This window comes from Streptomyces capitiformicae (assembly GCF_002214185.1).
Taxonomy (GTDB): Bacteria; Actinomycetota; Actinomycetes; order Streptomycetales; family Streptomycetaceae; genus Streptomyces; species Streptomyces capitiformicae.
The window spans coordinates 6,856,962-6,876,266 of the sequence record NZ_CP022161.1 but is presented as its reverse complement, the minus strand read 5'-3'; the positions used below and the strand labels follow the sequence as shown (position 1 = coordinate 6,876,266).

15 protein-coding genes and 4 pseudogenes are annotated in these 19,305 nt (G+C 72.8%); 10 read left to right on the top strand and 9 right to left on the bottom strand.

The genetic code is table 11. The features are described 5' to 3' along the window. Positions 1-42 precede the first annotated feature (42 nt). A complete protein-coding gene (locus tag CES90_RS30685) occupies positions 43-966 on the top strand; it encodes a DUF1918 domain-containing protein (RefSeq protein WP_189787216.1) in 924 nt (307 codons plus the stop codon). A 115-nt stretch (positions 967-1,081) separates the two neighbouring features. Here the strand turns inward: CES90_RS30685 and CES90_RS30680 are convergent, their stop codons facing one another. Further along, positions 1,082-1,756 (bottom strand): CBS domain-containing protein, encoded by a 675-nt coding sequence (locus CES90_RS30680; protein WP_189787215.1) that lies wholly within the window; start codon positions 1,754-1,756, stop codon positions 1,082-1,084. 208 nt (positions 1,757-1,964) lie between these two features. Between CES90_RS30680 and CES90_RS30675 the strand changes: the two genes are divergently transcribed. Both CES90_RS30675 and CES90_RS50065 read left to right on the top strand, forming a co-directional pair. Further along, complete coding sequence (locus CES90_RS30675; RefSeq protein ID WP_189787223.1) at positions 1,965-2,840, top strand: universal stress protein; 876 nt, start codon at positions 1,965-1,967, stop codon at positions 2,838-2,840. Positions 2,841-3,134: 294 nt separating this feature from the next. Then, a pseudogene (locus CES90_RS50065) lies at positions 3,135-3,344 on the top strand (ion channel); the annotation flags it as partial. Between the two features lie 770 nt (positions 3,345-4,114). Here the strand turns inward: CES90_RS50065 and CES90_RS30665 are convergent. Beyond that, positions 4,115-5,017, bottom strand: a complete 903-nt coding sequence (locus CES90_RS30665) for a universal stress protein (protein WP_189787214.1) — start codon at positions 5,015-5,017, stop codon at positions 4,115-4,117. A gap of 293 nt (positions 5,018-5,310) precedes the next feature. On the opposite strand from CES90_RS30665, the pseudogene CES90_RS50060 reads away from it, so the two are divergent. Together CES90_RS50060 and CES90_RS30660 are read left to right on the top strand one after the other, a co-directional pair. Beyond that, positions 5,311-5,613: pseudogene (locus CES90_RS50060) on the top strand (Ni/Fe hydrogenase subunit alpha); the annotation flags it as partial. Next, on the top strand, positions 5,589-6,215 hold the full coding sequence (locus CES90_RS30660; protein WP_189787213.1) for a CBS domain-containing protein: 627 nt from the start codon (positions 5,589-5,591) through the stop codon (positions 6,213-6,215). The pseudogene CES90_RS50060 and the gene CES90_RS30660, both read left to right, overlap by 25 nt. A 118-nt stretch (positions 6,216-6,333) precedes the next feature. Here the strand turns inward: CES90_RS30660 and CES90_RS30655 are convergent, their stop codons facing one another. The 4 genes and pseudogenes from CES90_RS30655 to CES90_RS30640 form a co-directional block, all read right to left on the bottom strand. Then, positions 6,334-6,852 (bottom strand): flavodoxin domain-containing protein, encoded by a 519-nt coding sequence (locus CES90_RS30655; RefSeq protein ID WP_189787212.1) that lies wholly within the window; start codon positions 6,850-6,852, stop codon positions 6,334-6,336. Positions 6,853-6,879: 27 nt separating this feature from the next. Next, positions 6,880-7,614 (bottom strand): CBS domain-containing protein, encoded by a 735-nt coding sequence (locus CES90_RS30650; RefSeq protein ID WP_189787211.1) that lies wholly within the window; start codon positions 7,612-7,614, stop codon positions 6,880-6,882. A 13-nt stretch (positions 7,615-7,627) separates the two neighbouring features. Continuing rightward, the gene (locus CES90_RS30645) at positions 7,628-10,321 is read right to left on the bottom strand and encodes a bifunctional acetate--CoA ligase family protein/GNAT family N-acetyltransferase (RefSeq protein WP_189787210.1); all 2,694 of its coding nucleotides are present in this window, start codon (positions 10,319-10,321) and stop codon (positions 7,628-7,630) included. A 124-nt stretch (positions 10,322-10,445) separates the two neighbouring features. Beyond that, positions 10,446-12,336: pseudogene (locus tag CES90_RS30640) on the bottom strand (glycosyl hydrolase family 65 protein); the annotation flags it as partial. A 301-nt stretch (positions 12,337-12,637) separates the two neighbouring features. Here CES90_RS30640 and CES90_RS30635 point away from each other — a divergent pair. Beyond that, positions 12,638-13,339 carry a CBS domain-containing protein gene (locus CES90_RS30635; protein WP_189787209.1) on the top strand — a complete coding sequence of 234 codons (702 nt, stop codon included), beginning with the start codon at positions 12,638-12,640 and terminating at the stop codon, positions 13,337-13,339. 269 nt (positions 13,340-13,608) lie between these two features. Then, positions 13,609-14,064: a pyridoxamine 5'-phosphate oxidase family protein gene (locus CES90_RS30630; protein WP_189787208.1), complete on the top strand. Its 456-nt coding sequence runs from the start codon at positions 13,609-13,611 to the stop codon at positions 14,062-14,064. 92 nt (positions 14,065-14,156) lie between these two features. Here CES90_RS30630 and CES90_RS30625 read toward each other — a convergent pair whose 3' ends face one another. Next, positions 14,157-15,071: a universal stress protein gene (locus CES90_RS30625; protein ID WP_189787207.1), complete on the bottom strand. Its 915-nt coding sequence runs from the start codon at positions 15,069-15,071 to the stop codon at positions 14,157-14,159. A gap of 291 nt (positions 15,072-15,362) precedes the next feature. Here CES90_RS30625 and CES90_RS30620 point away from each other — a divergent pair, with 291 nt between their 5' ends. Beyond that, positions 15,363-16,358 carry an Acg family FMN-binding oxidoreductase gene (locus tag CES90_RS30620; RefSeq protein WP_189787206.1) on the top strand — a complete coding sequence of 332 codons (996 nt, stop codon included), beginning with the start codon at positions 15,363-15,365 and terminating at the stop codon, positions 16,356-16,358. Between the two features lie 120 nt (positions 16,359-16,478). Here the strand turns inward: CES90_RS30620 and CES90_RS30615 are convergent. Then, a pseudogene (locus tag CES90_RS30615) lies at positions 16,479-17,132 on the bottom strand (Acg family FMN-binding oxidoreductase); the annotation flags it as partial. A gap of 194 nt (positions 17,133-17,326) precedes the next feature. On the opposite strand from CES90_RS30615, the gene CES90_RS30605 reads away from it, so the two are divergent. Further along, positions 17,327-17,587, top strand: coding sequence for a DUF1876 domain-containing protein (locus CES90_RS30605; protein WP_229914325.1), 261 nt, complete (start codon positions 17,327-17,329; stop codon positions 17,585-17,587). A 196-nt stretch (positions 17,588-17,783) separates the two neighbouring features. Continuing rightward, positions 17,784-18,500 (top strand): universal stress protein, encoded by a 717-nt coding sequence (locus CES90_RS52065; protein ID WP_373313575.1) that lies wholly within the window; start codon positions 17,784-17,786, stop codon positions 18,498-18,500. A 129-nt stretch (positions 18,501-18,629) separates the two neighbouring features. Here CES90_RS52065 and CES90_RS30595 read toward each other — a convergent pair whose 3' ends face one another. Continuing rightward, the gene (locus CES90_RS30595; RefSeq protein ID WP_373313574.1) at positions 18,630-19,289 is read right to left on the bottom strand and encodes a LuxR C-terminal-related transcriptional regulator; all 660 of its coding nucleotides are present in this window, start codon (positions 19,287-19,289) and stop codon (positions 18,630-18,632) included. Positions 19,290-19,305: the final 16 nt, after the last annotated feature.

The following is a 19,305-nucleotide window of genomic DNA, read 5'->3' as shown; positions in this document are numbered from 1 at the left end:
TGGCATCGGACACAGGACAATCATGAGAAAGGGGCGGCCACCATGCGAGCTCACCTCGGCGACCAGCTCGTCGTCGAAAGCACGACGTCCGGCGCCACTCGGCGGGACGGCGAGATCGTCGGACTCCACCACGAGGACGGAACACCGCCCTACGACGTGCGCTGGTCGGACACGAACGAGGTGACACTCGTGTTCCCCGGCCCCGACGCCCACGTCAACCATCTCGAACCCACACCCCCCCGAACGGCCCACGGATCCTCCTCCCGCGAGGCGGGCGGGGGACAGGCCGCTGCCGAACGGGCCCCGGCGACGGATGGGACCGGTCCCGGTGACATCGGCCGACGTGTGATCGCCGAACGGCAGAGGCAGGGACTCAGCCGTGAGGAGACAGCCCGCCGCGCCCGGATGTCGCCCGGCTACCTGGCGTATCTGGAGGAGTATCCCGCCGACCCGAGCGAGGCCGCTCTCATCAACCTGGCCGACGCCCTGGGCACCACCGTCACCGCTCTGCGCGGAGGAGGGGTCGACCTGCCGCCCGGCCAGGGGCAGGCGCTGCCGCATCCGCGGCTGAGGGACCTCGGAGCGGACGAATGCCGCGCGTTGCTGTCCACGCACGGCGTGGGACGCGTCGCGGTGACGGCGCCCGACGGCCGCCCGGCGGTCGTCCCGGTCAACTACGAGGTCGTCGACGACACCATCGCCTTCCGGACCGCCCCCGACTCTCTGCCCGCGGCGGCCGTCGGAACGGAAGTCGCTTTCGAGGTCGATCACGTGGACGAGGCGCTGAGCCAGGGCTGGAGCGTGCTCGCCGTCGGCCCCGCGAGCATCGTCACGGAAGCAGACGCCGTGCGCCGCCTCACCGAGCTGGCCCACACGACGCCCTGGCCGGGCGGCGCACGCGACATGTGGGTGTCGATCCGGGCCGCGAGCCTGACCGGTCGTCGGATCACGGCGGCAGATCAGTGAATCACCGCCGGACCGGTCAGGCGGTGGTCCACGAGGGTCGTCCACCGCCTGACCGGTCCGGCGGTGATTCTCCGTACGAGTTCCGGGTCACCCGTTCCCCGAGACGAGTTCCGGGTCACCCGTTCCCCGAGGGGTCTGGGCCGGGGCCTTCGCCGCCGAGCCTGGAGTGGACGTCCACCACGCCCTCCACTGCGCGGACCAGACGCTCGGCGACCCAGCCCAGCGCGGGGTCCCGGACCTTTCCGCGAAGGGTGACGACCCCGTCGTGCACGGACACATGGATCGTGTGGCTGAGCGCGGGGAAGAGGTAGGCCACCACGGTGCGGCGCACTTCCTCCTCGATGTCCTCGTCCGACCGTAGAAAGACCTTCAACAGGTCTCCACGGCTGACGACGCCGACCAGCCGTCCTTCGTCATCGATCACCGGCAGACGCTTGACCCGTTTCACGGCCATGATCCGGGCCGCCTGCCCGAGGGTGACGTCCGGGTGCACCACGATCGCGGGCGCGCTCATCACCTCCTGCGCGGTCACCGCCCCCGCCTTGGCAAGGTCGGACATGCGCTGGAGCTGCTCGGCACGGGTGAGGTCGCGGTCCCGGAACTCCTCCTTGGGCAGCAGGTCGGCCTCGGAGACCACACCGACGACCCGACCGTCGCCCTCCACCACCGGCACGGCACTGACATGCCGGTCCGTCATGGCCCGCACGATGTCCTTGAACCGTGTGTCGCGCCGGACGGCCACTGCCGGGAGTGTCATCACGTCACTGACGATGTGGGGGGTGTCGGGCATGGCCACGGGTCCTTGGGATCAGAGGGCTTGAGATCACTGGAGGTCATGGCGCCTTGGAGGGCGGTCGGCAGTACGTCTCCAGCATCACCGGGCCTTGGGCCACCGCAACCCGGCCCGGCCGCCGGTCCGTGTCGCGGTGGTCGACGGGTGGTGCGACGGTGTTCCCAACGAGTCTCGGCGGCAGGCGCACGGGAAGGCGGCAATGGCGATGGAACTCCCGCTGGTCGTGGGCGTCGACGGATCCGACTCCAGCCTGCTGGCGGTCGACTGGGCGGTGGACGAATCCGCACGGCACGGACTGCCGCTGCGGCTGGTGCACGCCTCCCGCTGGGAACGCTACGAACGGGCCCTGCCGTCCTTCATCACCGGTCGTCCCGCCGGGGACGTGATGGCGGAGTACATCGTCGCCTCCTGCGCGGAGCGTGCCAAGCTCCGCGACTCCGGGGTGAAGGTGTCGGGCGAGGTGCTGCCCGACGACGCCGTGTCGGCCCTGCTGCGGACGGCGGCCGACGCGTTCGCCCTGGTCGTGGGAGAGCGCGGGCGGGGCGAGCTGTCCGGGCTGCTCCTGGGGTCGGTGAGCCTCGCGGTGACGGCACGCGCCGGGTGCCCGGTCGTCGTGGTCCGGGGCGCGGAACCCAATGTCAGGGGGTCCCTCGGCAGGGTCGTGGTGGGTGTGGGCGACGGGCCCGAAGGCACGGGCGCCGTCCGGTTCGCCCTCCGTGAGGCCGAGACACGCGGTTGTGCCCTGACCGCCGTACGGGCATGGCGCAGTCCGGCCCATGAGCACATGGACCGTCCCCTGACTGCGGACCACACCGATCAGGGGCTTCAGGAGCGGGCCTCGGCCCACCTCGACGAGACGCTGCGCGAAGCCGTACGGGAACACCCCGGCGTCGAGATCCGGCGCCGGCCGGTCGAGGGGCCCGCGCACCGTGTCCTGCTCGACGCCTCGGTGGACGCCGACCTGATCGTCGTCGGAGCCATGCGTCGCCAGGGTCATTTCGGTCTCCAGCTCGGCCGGGTCGCCCACACCCTGCTGCACCACTCCGCGTGCCCGGTCGCCGTCGTCCCACAGCGGGTCTGAGGGGCACCGATGAGGTCCGGGCCTTGGAAGCCGGCACAAGGGCGCAGGCCTGTCGACGACTCCCTCCGGCTCGCCGGAGACGCGGTGTCGGCGACATGAGGGGAAGCGCATGAAGTGGCTGGTCTCCCTTGTCGGCGCCGGGCTCGTCATGGTCACCCTGCGGGACCTGTTCCACACGATCTGGCACCCGACCCGCCACGGCGGCCTGAGCCGCCTCGTGATGACCGCCCTGTGGCGGCGGCCCGGCGCTTCCGCGCCCGCCGACGGGTGGTCGGTCTCGTCGGACCGCTCGCCATGGTCACCGTCGTGGGCATGTGGGCCGTCACCGTCGTCCTCGGCTGGGCGGTCGTCTACTGGCCCCATATGCCCGGGGCCTTCACCTTCGCGGCCGGGTCCGAGACGGCGCAGGAGCCGGCGCTGCTGGATTCCGTGTACCTGTCGCTCGTCACCGTGGCCACCCTGGGGTTGGGCGACATCGCCCCCGGCGAGGGCTGGCTCCGCCTGGTCTCGCCGCTCGAAGCCCTCGTCGGTTTCGCCCTCCTGACGGCCACGGTCTCCTGGGTACTGGAGATCTACCCGGCGCTGGCCCGCAGGCGAGTGCTGGCGATCCGGCTGGCGCCGCTGCGCGACGCGGATCCGACGGTGCGTCAGCTGGACAGCACCGCCGGGGCACTGTTGCTGGACGGCCTCGCCAGTGACGTCGCAGGTGTCCGTATCGACTTCACCCAGTACTCCGAGGCGTACTACTTCCACGACGGAGAGGACCACTCCTCGCTGGCGGCCATGGTCGGGCACGCCTCGGTCCTCGCCCGGCGGGGGCGGTCGGCGCGGGGGCCGGAGGTGCGGCTTTCGGGTGACCTGCTCGCCGGCGCGCTGAGCGACCTCGCGGCCGTCCTCGACGAGCGTTCCTCCACACGGGCGGCACACCGGCGGAGGTGTTCGCCGCGTACGCCGCCGACCACGGCTGCGACGGCGTGCGGCCCTGAGCGGGCGTCCCGCCCGGGCGTCGCACCCTCGCGAAGCGGTCTCGCACGGCGAGCGGCATGGACGTACCTCCCGTACCTCCCGGCGGCCACATGCGGGCACCTGGCCGGCTGCGGCGTGCCGCTGCCGAGCGGCCGCCGCGATCACCCGGTCGACGTCGCGCGGCGGGTCGACGTCGCGCGGCGGGTCGACGTCGCGCGGCGGGTCGACGTCGCGCGGCGGGTCGACGTCGCGCGGCGGGTCGATCGCCACCGCCGGCCTGCTGCCGCCCTGCAACGTCGTCGACCGGCTCATCCATGGGGGACGACGGCCACCGGGCAGCTCACGTGTTGGATTGCGGCGTGGGTGACGGGGCCGGTGCGCGGTAGCGTCGGCCGGTCGGTCAGGCGGTGGCCGACGACGAGGAGGCTCGCTGCCGAGGCGGCACGGAGCAGCGCGGCCGAGGTCCTGCCCTCGGCTACGGTCTCCCGCACGTCCGTCTCGGGGTACTTGTCGCGCCACGTCTGCAGCACGGCGCACATGAACCCCTGCCACTCCTGCCCCTGCCGCTCCTCGTCCGCCAGGGCCACGTCCCCGGGTCCGAGCGAGATCGCGGAAGGCGTCTGCCAGGCGTGCACGACCCGTAGGCGGGCCTGGCGCAGCCGGGCCGCCTCGAACGCGAACTCGATCACCTCATCCCGTGGGTCCTTGAGGTCGAGGCCCAGCACCACGTCCCGGTAGCCCGTCCGGGTGGACGCGCCGCCGTCGGCCTCGGGCAGATGCTCGTCCGCGGCTTCCTCGTCCGCCCGTACGAGGACGACGGGGCGGGTGGCCTTCGCGACGACCCCCAGGGCGACAGAGCCGACCAGGAAGCCGGTGAAACCGCTCAGTCCGCGCGAGCCCAGCACGAGCAGTTCGGCCTGCTCGGCGGCCCTCAGCAAGGCGGTGGTGGCCGGGCCCTCGGTCTGCTCGTCGGTCAGACGTGCATGGGGGCATCCGGCACGAACGTGTTCCTCCGCCTGACGCAGGACCCGCCGGGCCAGGTACCGCTGAGCGGCGGGCTTGATCCCGCCCGCCGACGGGCGGGGCTGCCAGTTCCAGGCGTGTACTAGATGCAGGGGGCGCCCTCGGCGGGCGGCTTCGCGCGCCGCCCACTCAGCGGCGGCCAGGCTCTCCGCGGATCCATCCACACCGGCTACTACAGGCGAAAGCATGACGTGCCCCTCCCTTATTCGGTCCGCTCGTCACAGTCGGCTCGTCACACGGTCGGCTCATCACTGCCAGCGTCGTGCCGCGCCGGGTTCCACGGCCATGGGCCGTCAGGTCTTCGCGCGGGGCCGACCGGCCCAAGCGCCCACCCGGCTCCAGGGCGACGGGAAGCCGCCGGGCCGGCCACCGGTGTCGAGGGACGTACGGCCCGCTCAGATACCCGTTCAGCCCCTGGGGACGGGCCGCCGGCCGTCCGAGGCTGGTAGCGAGGAGCCACTCGAGAAGACCGGTGGACGACACCGAGGTGCCGCCGACCGCGGGTGTCGGCCACGGGGCGACCGCGGCCCTGCGCGGACTGCTCTACCACCGGTACACGCGTGCCGCCCACCGCGCAGAACCAGGGTGCGATCGAAGACGACCTGCTCCGCGTCACCCAGGACGCGATCACCGGCGGCGACCGGACGACGCCGAGCCGACGGTCCTGTGCGAGCGGGCGATCCGCAACCACGACCCGTGCGTCTCGTGCTCCACCCACTTCCTCGACCTGACCGTCGTCCGTATCCGAAGGAGGCCCCGATGCCTGACTCGCCGAGCACCGTGAGCGATGTGATGACCCACACCGTCGTCGCCGTGGGGCGCGACGCGCCCTTCAAGGAGATCGTCCAGCTGTTCGACCAGTGGAAGGTCAGCGCCCTGCCCGTGCTGGAGGGCGAGGGCCGGGTCGTGGGGGTGGTCTCGGAGGCCGATCTGCTGCACAAGGAGGAGTTCCGGGACGCCGACGACACCCAGGGCGAGCTCTCGGACCGCCTCAAGGCCGGCGCGGTGACCGCCGGAGAGCTGATGAACGCCCCCGCTGTCTCCGTGCACCCGGACGCCACCCTGGCCGAGGCCGCCCGCATCATGGCACGCCGCCGGGTCAAGCGGCTTCCGGTCGTCGACCGGGTCGGGATGCTCCAGGGCGTGGTCAGCCGCGGTGACCTGCTCAAGGTATTCCTCCGGCCCGACGAGGAGATCGCCGAGGAGGTACGCGGCTCCGTCCTCACCACACTCCCCTCCACGGAGGCGATCACGGTCACCGTCGCGGAGGGCGTGGTGACGCTGGGCGGTTCGCTGCCCGAACGCGGACTCGTGCCCGTCCTGGCCCGGGCCGTGCGGGCGGTCGAGGGGGTCGTCGACGTCCGTATCGACCTCTCGCACCGCTGACCACCCGTCAACGGCCGGGGTCGTGGCCCGTTCGGCCCTCCTGACGGTCGTAGCGCGGGCCCGGAACACGGTGGGGCGGGCGCCCGTCCGCCGTACCGTGTTCCGCGCACGCCCTGAGTCAGCCCTTCCTCTCCTCCTGCGGGGCCCCCAGCAGTTCGTTCGCGATCCGGCCCGCCCACGCCTCGATCGCGGGAAAGTCCCGGAAGTCACCTCCCTTGCCGGACTCCAGGATCCGGTGGGCGATGAAGCCCTTGGCGCCCTTCTCCAGGCAGCCTCCGAAAGTGATGTGCTCCCTGGCGTCGAACCGGATCATGGCCCTGCGCACGCCGGGCACTGGCGGGATGTCCCGCTCGGAGGCGGAGGCATCGAGGGGGCCGCTGCTGAACAACCACAGCGGGCGTTGGGAGAGTTCACGGCGGTGGTGACGGAGGAAGCGGCGGGCGTTCTTCTGCCAGCGCCCGGCGTAGACCCCGCCGCCGACCACGACGGCGTCGTACGGCAGCAGGCTGACGACGGACTCGGCGGGGCGGGCCTCGGCCGGCAGCCCCTCCTTGGTCAGTACCTCGGCGATGGTCTCGGCGATCCGGGCGGTGGATCCGTTCGTCGTCCCGTAGGCGACGAGAACCTTGGCGGTCATGGTTGGCCTCCTTTCAGAACCTGCGCCTCACAACCTGCGCAGCCAGTGGTCGGTGACGCCGTGCAGCGCCTGTTCCGCGGGCTCGATGCGCGCGTCGTCCAGTCGCCAGGTGAGTTTGTCGACCACGCCGACCACGCCGTCGACCTGGCGGGTCATGGAGACGGCGATCTCCGTCTCGCTCTTTCGTTCCATCTGCCCGGAGAGCGTGACGACGCCCTGGTCCACGGCCACGTCGACGCTGTGCGGGGGCAGCCACAGGGTGCGCACCAGCACTTCCCGGGTCACGATGTCGCGGATCTCCTCGTCGGGCCGCAGGAAGACCTGGAGCAGGTCGCGCCGGGTGACGATACCGACGAGGCGCTCCTCCTCGTCCACGACGGGCAGCCGCTCCACGCGGTGCTGGGCCATGGTCCGGGCGGCCTCGACGACGGTGTCGTCGGCGTGCACGGTGATCGGCGGCTCTGTCATCAACCGGCCGGCGGTGCGGGCCTCGGCCTTGACGGCCTGCCGTCGTGCGCCGCGCGTCAGCGCCGCGAACGGGAAGCGGCGCCTGGGCGGCCCGTACGGGTCGGGTGCCTCTGCCTGCCGGGCCATCAGATCGGTCTCGGAGATCACCCCGATGACCTTCTCGTCGTCGTCGATCACCGGCAGTCCGCTGATGCGGTGGTCGGCGAGCAGTCGGGCGACCTCCTTGAACGGCGTGTCGTACTCGGCACGGACGACGTCCGTCGTCATCACGGAGCCGACCTTGTCGTGTTTCATGTCTGTTCCCTCCTCAACGAAGGCGCCGCAGATACGGATCCTGGGGCCTGCGGGGCAGCAGGCGTACGCGCGCGTCGAGCACGGAGACTCCGGCCGATGTCGCGAGAACGGGGTTGAAGTCGGCCTCGGCGAGCTGCGGCAGGTCGGCCGCCATACGGGACAGCCCCAGCAGCAGCCGTTCCAGGCGTGCGAGGTCGACCGGTCCGCTGCCGCGCGCCCCGAACAGCAGCGGCGCGCAGCGCGGCGCGGTGATCAGGTCGTGGACGTCGTGGTCGGTGAGCGGGGCGAGCCGGGCCGCGTGGTCGCCGAGTACTTCGGTGGCGGTGCCGCCGAGACCGAACAGCACGAGCGGGCCGAAGACCTCGTCCTGGACGACGCCGGCGAAGAGTTCGGTGCCGCGCGGGGCGAGCGGCTGGACGACGGTGCCGTCCAGCAGGTCCCCGAACCGGGTCTCGAAGTCGCGGAAGGCGGCGCGGACCTGGGAGTCGCCCTGTAGGTCGAGGTGGACCGCGCGCTGCTCGCTCTTGTGCACCAGGCCCGGCCAGTGGGCCTTCATGACCACGCGGCCGTCGGGGCCTCGCAGCCGGTCGGCGGCGAGGACGGCGGCGTCCTCGGTCTCGGCCCAGGCCCAGGGGATCTGCGGTATGCCGTAGCAGGACAGCAGATCGGCGCAGGTGCGCGGGTCGAGCCAGCCGCCGTCCGGGTGCGCGGCGAGGAACGCCTCGACGATGCCGTGGGCACGGCCCGTGTCGACGCCGTCCAGGTCCGGGACGGTTCCCGCGGGCCGGGCGAGCCAGGCGGCGCGGAGGGCGGCGTGGGCCAGGGCCCGTGCCGCGGCCTGGGGTTCGGCGTAGGACGGAATGGTGCCGCCGCCGGTGGCGGGCAGCAGCCTGACCGGCAGGTCCTGTTCGAGCCGTACCGCGGCGACCGGCTTCGTCCTGGGGCCGTGGGTGTCGGTGAGGGCCCGTACGAGGTCGTCGCCGGTCGCCGCGGCGACCGCCGTGGGGACGAGGGCGAGCAGCACGGCGTCGATCCCGCCGTGCCGCAGCACCCGGTCCACACAGTCCTTGAGCTGTTCCTCGGTGACGGCGGCCGTGGCGTCGACCGGGTTGCCGACGGAGGCGCCTCGGGGCAGAGCGCCGAGGAGATCGTCGACCACCTCGGGAGCGAACGCCGGGAGGACCAGTCCGGCCTCCACACAGGCGTCGGCGGCCAGGACGCCCGCGCCGCCGGCATTGGTGAGGATCGCGACGCGACTGCCCGCCGGCAGTGGCTGGGAGTGGAGCAGGGCGGCGGTTTCGAGGAGTTCGCCGACCGAGCCGGTGGCGGTGACGCCGGCCTGGGTGAACAGGGCCCTGCGGGTCATGGTCGGGGTGGCGGCGGCGGCCGTGTGCGAGGCGGCGGCCCGGCGCCCGGCCTCGGTGCGGCCCGCGTCGACGGTGAGCACGGGCATACGGCGGGTCACCCGCCGCGCGGTGCGCGAGAACGCCCTGGGGTTGCCGAAGGACTCCAGGTGGAGCAGGGCGAGGTCGGTGCGGCCGTCGCTCTCCCACCACTGGAGCATGTCGTTGCCGCTGACGTCGTACTTGTCGCCGAGCGAGGCGAAGGACGACACACCGATGCCGAGCCGGGACAGCCCGTCGAGCAGGGCGATGCCCACCCCGCCGGACTGCACGGCGACACCGGCGGTGCCGGGGCTCGGATGGTCGGCGGCGAAGGTCGCGTCCAGGCGGACGGCGGGGTCGGTGTGGGAGATGCCCAGGCAGTTGGGGCCGACGAGGCGCATGCCGTGCGAGCGGCAGGCCGCCATGAGGGCCCGAGCCTGGTCGCGGTCCAGGCCCGCCGTGACCACGAGCAGGGCCCGTACGCCGGCCTTGCCGCACTCCTCGGCCGCGGCCGGGACCGCGGCCGCGGGTACGGCGACGACCGCGAGATCGGGGGTCTGGGGAAGGGCGGGGACGGACGGGTGGCAGGGCACGCCGAGGATGGACGCGGCGGCGGGGTTCACCGCGAACAGCCGTCCGGTGAAACCGCCGGTGCGCAGATGGTGCAGGACGACGCGTCCCACGGAACCCGGCTTGCGGCCGGCGCCGACCACGGCGACCGTACGGGGCCGCAGCAGCGGCTCCAGGCTGGCGACGTCGGCGGCCCGGCCGCGGGCCTCGACGGCCGTGAGGTAGGTGTCGTCCTCGGTCAGCCCGATGGTGCAGCGCACCTCGGGGCCGTCGAAGCTGCGGGACGTGCGCAGACCGAGGTCGTGGAAGAGCCGCAGTACCTCGTGGTTCTCGCTGAGCGCGTCGGCCGTGAACGTGGTGATCCCCTCCGCGCGGGCGGCCGAGACGAGGTGCTCTATCAGCAAGGTGCCGACGCCCCGGTGGTGCAGTCCGTCGGCGACCGCGATGGAGATCTCGGCCGTGTCGATGTCCTCACCGGTTTCGTACTCGGCGAGGCCGATCACCTGGTCGGCGCGCTCCGCCAGCAGCGCCCGGTATCCCCGGTGTGGCGGGGCGCAGGCCCGGTCCGCCGCCAGCTTGGCCGAACGTCGGCTCGCCGCGAAGAACCGCAGCCGCAGATTCTCCGGGGACATCTCCTCGTAGAGTCCGCGCAGCTGCTCGTGATCGCCTCGTTCCACGGCGCGGATGCGGACGGTCGTGCCGTCCGCGAGCAGAGCGTGGACAGGGGGGCGGCTGAGCAGGTCGTCTGTCATGGCGTGTCTCCTCCGGGCCTTGTGACACTTCGAGCATCCAGCGGACCGGGAGGTGATCCCATGGGCTGTCCGGGGCGGGGAGTGGGCCGGTCGGCCCTAAGTGGACCGGGCCGACGGCCCCGTTTCAGTCCGGGAGGGCGAGCGTGCGGGACTCCCCCGGCACGACGGACACGGTGCGGTCGGCGAGGGCCACCACGATCGGGTCGCGGTCGGAGTCGGGCACTGTGATGTGCAGTTGCCCGGACCGGAGCCGCAGGCGCACGCCCCAGTGCCCCCGGTAGCGGATGGAGAACCCGTACTCGGACAGCTCGGGGATCGGCACGGGGTCGAGCCTCAGGGTGTCGCCGCGCGTCTCCAGTCCGGTCAGACCGCGCTGCACGAGGTCGAGGGTGCCCGCCATCGCGCCCAGGTGGATGCCCTCGGCGGTGGTGCCGCCCTGCAGGTCGGCGATGTCCCCGGCGAGCGCTTCCTGGACGAAGGTCCACGCCTCGGCGCGCCGCGCCCTGGCGAGTACCCAGCCATGCACGAGGGCGCTGAGCGTGGAGCCGTGGGACGTACGGGCCAGGTAGTAGTCCACGGTGCGACGCCAGGTCTCGTCGTCCAGCCGGTATCCCAGCCGGTCGAAGAGAGCGCGCAGTTCGGCGGGCGAGAAGAGATGGCCGAGCATCAGCGCGTCGGCCTGCTTGGACGCCTTGTACCGGTTGACGGTGTCGCCCTCGGCCTCCAGGATCCGGTCCAGCCGCCGGATGTCGCCGTACTTCGCCGTGTACACCGCCCAGTCGAGTTCGGCGAGTTCGCCGTACCCCTCGAACTGGCTGATGACGCCGTTGTGGAACGGCACGTGGAGAGAGCGGGAGACGTCCTCCCACAGTTCGAGTTCGCCGCCGTCGAAGCCGGTGCGGTCGGCGAGTTCGCGGCGGCGCGGCGGCGCGGCCGCGGGAGCGCGGCCGCGGGAGCGCGGCCGCGGGAGCGCGGCCGCGGGAGCGCGGCCGCGGGAGCGTCTCCAGCAGTTCACAGGCGCGGGTGAGAACAGGCGGCGGTGACGTTGGTGTAGGCGTTGTCGTCGAGTCCCGGCCGGTCGGCCCCGGGACAGGCCTCGTGGTATTCGTCTGGTCCGACCACACCACGGATGCGGTAGCGGCCGAGGCTCTCGTCCCAGGTCGCCGCGTTCGCCCAGAAACGGGCGATCTGCAGCAGCATCTCGGCACCCTTGGTGTGCAGGAACTCGGCGTCGCCACTGGCCTCGTAGTACCGCCACACGTTGTGGGCGATGGCCAATCCCACGTGGTGCTGACGGTGTGAGTGGTCGGGCAGCCAGTGCCCGGAGCGCGGGTTGAGGTGCAGCCGCTGGGTCTCCTCACGGCCGTCGCTCGCGCTCTGCCAGGGGTACATGGCCCCGGTCCGCCCGGCGTCCCGGGCGGCCCGGGCCCTTTCCAGCGGCGATGGCGGTAGGTCAGCAGCGCCCGGGAGACCTCGGGGAAGTGCAGGTTCAGGTAGGGCAGGACGAACAGCTCGTCCCAGAAGACGTGTCCGCGGTAGGACTCGCCGTGCAGCCCCCGCGCGGGGACGCCGACGTCCAGGTCGGCGGTGTGCGGGGAGAGCGTCTGCAGGACATGGAACAGATGCAGCCGGAGGATACGGCCGGCCTTGCCGGGCACCTCCAGGTCGGCCCGGCGCCACAGCAGGTCCCACGCGGTGAGGTGGGACTCCAGCAGCTCGTCGAAGCCGGGTGCGTGACCGACCCGGTCCACGGCTGCCTGCAGCGGATCGTCGATCGCCGGGTCGCGGGAGGTGAACAGGGCGACGGTCTTGTCCACGGTGACGGTACGGCCGGGCGCGAGGGCGAGGCGGAGCCGCTGGACCGCGCGCCGCCCTTCGTGGTGGGCCTCCGATTTCTCTCCCGTCACGCTGACGGTCCGTGACGCCATGCCGATGCGGATGTCCGAAGCGCTGGTGCGGCAGCGCAGCCATACGGTGTCGGCGTCCGTCGAGTCGGTGTGGACGTGCACCAGGTGGGGAGGTAGGTGCGGCCGATACGGCCGAAGCCGTTGATGGCGACGCGAACGGTCATGGCGGTGTGCTCCTTCAAGGGATCGGGAACTTCGGGTGGTTCGGGCGAGGACCGGCGACCGCGACGGTCACCCCGGCCTCGTGGCCGGGCCCCCGATCGCAGCGTCGCGGCAGCGGTGTCCCCGGGAGCAGGGGCCGCAGGTCCCCGAGCGGGGCCGACCGGCCCATGGAGAGGTGACCGGCGAAGGCGGAGAGTGGGTGGGAAGGCAGGTGGAGAAGCGCAAACGTCCTCAGGAGGCGAGAGCCATGCGGCACCGGATGGTGAGCGACCTCATGACCACATCGGTCGTCCGAGTGCACCCCGACACCGGGTTCAAGGAGATCGCCAAGCTGCTCGCCGAGTACGACATCACGGCCGTACCGGTGGTGGACGACGACGACCGTCCCGTGGGCGTCGTCTCCGAGGCGGACCTGCTGCGCAAGGAGGCCGCGCGACTGGATCCGGCCGGTCTGCTGCCCGTACTGCACCCGAAGCCCGCCGCTCGTGCGAAGGCGGAGGCGGCGACGGCCGAGGGGCTGATGAACCGTCCCGCCGTGACCGCCCGGCCGCAGTGGACGGTCGTCGAGGCCGCCCAGGTCATGGAGCGGCACCGCGTCAAGCGGCTGCCGGTCGTCGACGAGGCCGGGCGGCTGGTCGGGTTGATCAGCCGGGCCGATCTGCTCCGCGTCTTCCTGCGGGCCGACCGCGCCATCCGCGAGGAGATCGCCGGAGAGGTCCTCGTGCGCACCCTGGGCATCGCGCCCGACGCGATCCTCGTACGGGTGGTCGACGGACGGGTCGCGCTCCGCGGCACCGTCGAGCGCAAGTCCATGGTCCCGGTCGTGGTGCGGCTGTGCCGTGGCGTCGACGGAGTGGTCGACGTCTCCGCCGATCTGGAGCACCGGATCGACGACACGTCCACGAGCCCGGAACCGGGCTCGTCGCGCCGCTCCCAGCTGGCGAGCTGAGCGTTCCCCGATACCGGTCCCCGTGCCCCGTGCCCGGTGCCCCGTGCCCCGTGCCCCGTGCCCGGTGCCCGGTGCCCGGTGCCCCCGGAGAAACGTCGGACGTGTCCTCCGCCTCCCTCGCCCCCTCGCCTCCCTGGCGAACGTAGGGCCGCTCTCCTCGACGACTGGGGCCGAACGGCCCTACCGCGGCCGGGACGGCCACCGTTCCATGGAGGCCGCCCGAGCCGAGACCCGGCAGCACCCGCCCCCTACCCGCCCGAAAGATCACGATGCCGATCAGCAACCACAACGGAGCCGCCAAGCCTCGGCGGTCGGTCGACCTCGACATCGACGAGGCCCTGCGGCTGCTCGGCAGTGTGTCCTTCGGGCGGATCGTCTTCACCCGGCACGCGCTGCCGACCGTCCGCCCCGTCAACCATGTGCTGGACGCCGGCCACATCGTCATCCGCACCCACGAGGCCACGGCGCTGACCGCGCATGCCCAGGAGGCGGACGACCAGGGCGTCGTGGTGGCCTACGAGGCCGACTCCATCGACCCCGACACCCACCTCGGCTGGAGTGTGGTCGTCACCGGCTACGCCCGCCCGGTCACCGACCCCGAGGAGCTGGCCCGCTATCGGGAAATGCTGCGTCCCTGGTTGAGCGGGACCATGGACCACGCGGTCCGCATCCGCCCGGACCTGATCACCGGCATCCGTCTCACGGCCGTCGACGCCCACGGCTGACGACGCCCACGGCTGACGACGGCCGCGACACAGGGGGCGGCAGACAGCCGGCCCCGGCCGGGGCATCCGGCCGACACGCGTCGCGGGTCGGCTCAGGGGTGCGGGACGACGGCGACCGGGCAGCCGGCGTGGTGCAGTACCGCGTGGGTGACCGGGCCGGTGTGCGGACCGATGCCGAGGTGACCGTCCCGAATCCGGCGCCCCACGACGACCAGACCGGCCCCGGTCGCGGCCCGCACGAGCGCGGTGGCGGCCCGTCCCTGGACGACGCTCTCCACGACGGAGACCCCGGGGAACTTGTCGTACCACGGGCGCAGTGTCGCGACGACGGCACGCTCCCGCGCCGCGAGCAGCTCCGGTGACGGTGTCGGTGCGGAGCTGTCGTCGACCGCGTGCGGTGTCGGGATCCGGTACGCGTGGATCACGCGGAGCCGGGCGCCGCGGCGCGCGGCGGTCGCGAAGGCGAACTCGATGAGTTCGTCGCAAGTGTGAGAGGTCTCCAGGCCGAGGACCACGTCCCGGTACGGGGTCTGCGGGATCTCCTCGGGCGAGATGCCGTCCGGGGTGGGGAGGTGTTCGTCGCCGAGGGTCTGCCTGGCCCGGACGAGCACCACGGGGCGCGACGACCTGGCGACCAGGCGCTGGGAGACCGAGCCGACGACGAACCCCGTGACCGCGCCCAGTCCGCGGGACCCGAGCACCAGCAGTTCCGCCTTGTCGGCCTCCTCCAGCAGCGTGTCCACCGGGGAGTCCGCGACGAGCCGGTCGACGATCCGCAGTCCGGGGTGCGCGGACCGCACGCTGACGACGGCCCGGTCCAGCGTCTGTTCGGCCCAGCGGCGCTCGCTGACGTCGGCGGGCACGGAGGCGGGCGGACGCGGGTGCCACGCCCAGGTGTGCACGAGCCTCAACTCGGCGCCCAGGCGCACGGCTTCCCTGGCCGCCCAGTGGGCGGCGGCGAGGCTCTCGGTCGATTCGTCGACTCCTGCGGTCACGTGCCGATGCATGATGCGCGCCTCCTGCGCTCAGGCCTGACTGCTCCTGTGCTGAAGCCTCGTGGAGGACCGCCGCCCGCACAGGGGGCCGCACAGTCCTTTCGCCGGGCCCTGCGGCCCCACTGCCGCGCCACGCCAGGGAGCCCGGGCCGGCCGGCGCCGGTCAGCCAGGGAACCCGGGCCGACCGGCGCCGGTCGGGACCGTACGGCCCATGCCGGGCCCGGCGCGGGGCCACCACACTGGGCAGGGTCCAACTCCAAGGCCCACCGGCTCCGCTGACACGGAGCGGGGAGGAGTTTCCGATGTGGTCCGAGACCCTCGACGCCCGGACTCTGCAGACGCTGATCTCGGCGGCCGTGGCCGCGCCCTCCATCCACAACACCCAGCCCTGGCGGTTCCGGCTCGATCCGGACACCGTGACGCTGCAGATCCGGGCCGTGGCGGACCGCGGCCTGCGGCACATCGACCCCACGGGCCGCGCCCTGCACCTCTCCGTCGGCTGCGCCGTCCTCAACCTGCGGGTAGCGATAGCCCACTTCGGCCGGGAGCCTGTGACACGGCTGCTGCCCCGGCCCGACGAACCCGATCTGCTCGCCACCGTACGGTTCGGCGGCCCGGTGCGGAACACCCCGTTTCCCGGGTTCTACGAAGCGCTGTGGCGCCGGCACAGCAGCCGGTTCCCCTTCTCCGACGTGCCCGTGCCCACCGCGGTGGCGGCGGAGCTCGCCGAGGCCGCACACAGTGAGGGCGCCCTGCTGCGTCGTCCCACACCCAGCGCGACGGAACATCTGCTGCGGCTCACGCGGTACGCCGAACACCGCAACACCGCCGATGCCTACCGGGCCGCGGAGAGCCGTCGTTGGGTGCACGAGCCCAACGGGGCGTCGCTCGGCATGCCGCCCGCGGCAGTGGGCCCACAGGACTTCCGCGAGCGGATTCCCCTGCGGGACTTCGGCGCCCACCGGCACCCCTCCGCACTGGCCAGCCGGCCCTTCGAGACGCGGCCGTCGATCGCCGTGCTGTTCACCGCGCACGACCGCAGGGCCGACTGGCTGCGGGCCGGACAGGCCCTCGAACGCGTCCTGCTGGTGGCCACCGCCCACGGGCTGCGGGCCTCCCTGCTGCACCAGGCCCTGGAATGGCCGGACCTGCGCGAGCAACTCGTACCCCCGGCGCACGACCGCCGCGCCCACGCCCAGATGGTGCTCCGCCTCGGCTACGGGCCGGAGGGCCCTGCCTCACCGCGCCAGTCGGCAGGGCAGGTACTGGACGAGAGCGTGCTGCCCGTCTCTCGGTGAGCCGCCGGGCCCGCTCCGGCCGTCAGGCCCGTGCCTGCAGTTCGCCACGACGCCGACCGCGCGGATGTGGCCGGACCGGTCATCGCGTGGGCGTCAGGCCGAGACGGGCCCTCCGGCCGGTCAGGCGGTGTCGAGGACGTCCCGGACGGGGCGCCGGGGCGTGGCCGGGCTGTGCGGTCCGTAGCCGAGACGCAGCACCATCTGGACGTACCCCCGCCCCGAGACCGGGTCGCGGGCGAGTGTGCGCAGGTCGTCGTTCTCCAGCGGGTGGGAGGTCAGTGCGCCGGCGAGTGGGGCCGTCGTGGCCTCCAGCAGGACGTGTTCGTGGGCCTGCCCGGCGCGGAGCCAGTCGAGGGGCGCGTCACCGCGGGTGTACAGCAGGGCCAGATGGGCGCTGGTCTCGAAGGCGGTGCTGCCGCGGTCGGCCACCGGCCGTCGTCCGGCGAAGTCCCGCAGTGGTGCCCGGCCGTCCCTTCGGCGCGGGCCGAAGGCGTACTCGGGAACACCGTCGGTGGCGACGTCGGCCTCCGGGCCGAGCCGGGTCCAGCGCTCAAGGTCCTCCCTGCCCCCGGGATCCAGGATGTCGCGGCTCTCGGCGTCACGGACCAGCTCCAGGACGGTGTCGAGGTGCCAGGACCCGGGGAACGACAGCTCGGCCTCCTCCCGCGCGGCGGCCGCCCGCAGCCGCGACCGCACGTCCGCGGGGACGTCCCGCTCGTCGAAGGGGTACCGACTGGTGTGCCGCCGACGGATGGCGGGACGCAGCCGCGCCAGGGCCGCCCTGCCGGCCGTCGCCTTTCATTGCACCGTCCACAACACGCTGCAGGAACCGCCCGAGATCCGCCTGGAGCTGGAGTCCTGAACGCTCCGCTCCGCGACGGCCGTGGAGGGGGGCCGACCGCCTGGACCGACCGTGGGGGCCGGCGCATGCTGAGAAGCGGAAGACGAGAAGCGGGACGGAAGTGATCATGATGGAAACCAAGCGGTGGACCGTCCAGATCTACATCAGCGAGGAAGGCGACGAGACGCATGCGCGTGCCGTCCTGGCCACGCGGGACACCTCGCACCTCACGGGCAGGGGGATGGCCCGGCGCAACCCGATCGACCGCCCCGTCCCGGAGATCGGCGACGAGCTCGCCGCGAGCCGTGCCCTGGAGGACCTGGCCATCCGGCTCCACGACGTCGCCTCCGACGACATCGTGCAACTGACCGGCCCTGTCCAGGCATGACACCGAGCCGTCGGGCGCGGCGGCCTGCCCCCGACCGTCCGAGACGGTCACCTCCAGGAAGCGAGGGACCGTTCGGCAGACGGACGAGCCCTCTCGGCTCACGCCCCGCCGCGCCGGCGAGGGGCACGGTGGGACCAGAGACCGTCCAGGGAGGCTGTCATGCCGGAATCGATCGCCGGGAACCTCATCGTCGTGGGTGTCGACGGATCCGACGCGTCCGTGGCCGCGCTGTGCTGGGCCGTGCGGCAGGCCCACGCCCAGCCGGGCGGACGTCGTCGCCGTCCACGCCTGGGAACCGACCGGGGCCGCACTCGCCCCCTACGCTCCGGTGTCGACCCACTCCAGCGCCGCCGAGGAACGCCTTCGGGCCGCGCGGTTGCTCGCGGGGGTGGTGCGCAGGGCCCTCGGCTCGCACATCGACACTGCCGTACGCGCCGTCGTGGTGGAGGGGCCGCCCGCGCGGGTACTGCTGAAGCACGCCCGCGGCGCACAACTGCTCGCCCTCGGGCGCACCGACCGCCACGAGTACGGGCTCCCAGCGATCGGCGCGGTCGCCCGTGACTGTCTGCGGCACGCCGCGGTCCCCGTCGTCACGGTGCCCGTTCCGGAACGGCACGCCGCACCTCGCGTACTCGGCGTCCACCAACACCGCGGCCGCCTCCACGATGCCGCGCAACGCCTGCTCCAGCTCCAGCTCCCGACCGACCGACAGCACCGCCTCCAGCAGACTGTGCACACGATCACGCGTCCCCCGCGCCGCGTCCAAACGCGCCCGCAACTCCTCCAGCAGCTCATCCAGCCTCAGCTGCGGCAGCCGTACACGAGCCTCCCCGGCCCTCTCCATGCTTGCCACCGGTGGCCCTCCACATTCCCCACAGCATCCCGGCAGCCGCCCTTTCCGCAGCTGTCGTGAGCCACGGTAACGGCCCGTCAGAGGGGACGGACGGTACTGGATCCGGTCGCGCACGGGTTCGACACGGACGCAGCCCGCCTACGCCCGCCCCGACCGTCCGAACGGTGTCCAGCTCGGAACACCCGTCGCCTACTTCCCCTCCTGCCGCAGTCGGTCCTGGACCTGGGTGGCGATGACGGCGGCCTGGACGCGCCGTTCCACTCCGAGCTTGGCGAGCAGACGGGAGATGTGGTTCTTCACCGTCTTCTCGGCGAGGAAGAGCCGCTGGCCGATCTGGCGGTTGGTCAGTCCCTCGCCGATCAGTGCCAGGATCTCCCGCTCGCGCTCGGTCAGGCCCGGCAGCGCCTCGGGCTCCTGCTCCTCCTTCGGGCCTTGGCGCAACCGCGCCATCAGCCGGTCGGTGGCGCTGGGGTCGAGCAGGGACTGGCCCGCGGCCACCGTGCGCACCGCCGACACCAGGTCCGAGCCCTGGATCTGCTTCAGGACATACCCGGAGGCTCCCGCCATGATCGAGTCCAGGAGGGCCTCCTCGTCGTCGAAGGAGGTCAGCATCAGACAGGCCAGTTCCGGCATGCGCGACCGCAACTCACGGCACACGGACGTACATCGGCCCGCCCGTCTCCTGCCTCGCTCAACACCCACCCGTATGTCGGGTGTGCGATCCATCGTCCGTCCGGCGCGCGCCCCCGATGAGGGGCCATCGGTCCCGGCCGGACCGGAGAGCGGCCCAGTCCTGCGGTCGTCCGCCTGGCCCGGGGTCCCGCCGGACGCGGTCCGGGAAACAATCACTTCGTCGACGATCGCG

Coding starts and splice junctions, on each gene's coding strand:
- CES90_RS30685 (WP_189787216.1), top strand. CDS start 43: ATGCGAGCTCACCTCGGCGACCAGCTCGTCGTCGAAAGCACGACGTCC.
- CES90_RS30680 (WP_189787215.1), bottom strand. CDS start 1,756: ATGCCCGACACCCCCCACATCGTCAGTGACGTGATGACACTCCCGGCA.
- CES90_RS30675 (WP_189787223.1), top strand. CDS start 1,965: ATGGAACTCCCGCTGGTCGTGGGCGTCGACGGATCCGACTCCAGCCTG.
- CES90_RS30665 (WP_189787214.1), bottom strand. CDS start 5,017: ATGCTTTCGCCTGTAGTAGCCGGTGTGGATGGATCCGCGGAGAGCCTG.
- CES90_RS30660 (WP_189787213.1), top strand. CDS start 5,589: ATGCCTGACTCGCCGAGCACCGTGAGCGATGTGATGACCCACACCGTC.
- CES90_RS30655 (WP_189787212.1), bottom strand. CDS start 6,852: ATGACCGCCAAGGTTCTCGTCGCCTACGGGACGACGAACGGATCCACC.
- CES90_RS30650 (WP_189787211.1), bottom strand. CDS start 7,614: ATGAAACACGACAAGGTCGGCTCCGTGATGACGACGGACGTCGTCCGT.
- CES90_RS30645 (WP_189787210.1), bottom strand. CDS start 10,321: ATGACAGACGACCTGCTCAGCCGCCCCCCTGTCCACGCTCTGCTCGCG.
- CES90_RS30635 (WP_189787209.1), top strand. CDS start 12,638: ATGCGGCACCGGATGGTGAGCGACCTCATGACCACATCGGTCGTCCGA.
- CES90_RS30630 (WP_189787208.1), top strand. CDS start 13,609: ATGCCGATCAGCAACCACAACGGAGCCGCCAAGCCTCGGCGGTCGGTC.
- CES90_RS30625 (WP_189787207.1), bottom strand. CDS start 15,071: ATGCATCGGCACGTGACCGCAGGAGTCGACGAATCGACCGAGAGCCTC.
- CES90_RS30620 (WP_189787206.1), top strand. CDS start 15,363: ATGTGGTCCGAGACCCTCGACGCCCGGACTCTGCAGACGCTGATCTCG.
- CES90_RS30605 (WP_229914325.1), top strand. CDS start 17,327: ATGATGGAAACCAAGCGGTGGACCGTCCAGATCTACATCAGCGAGGAA.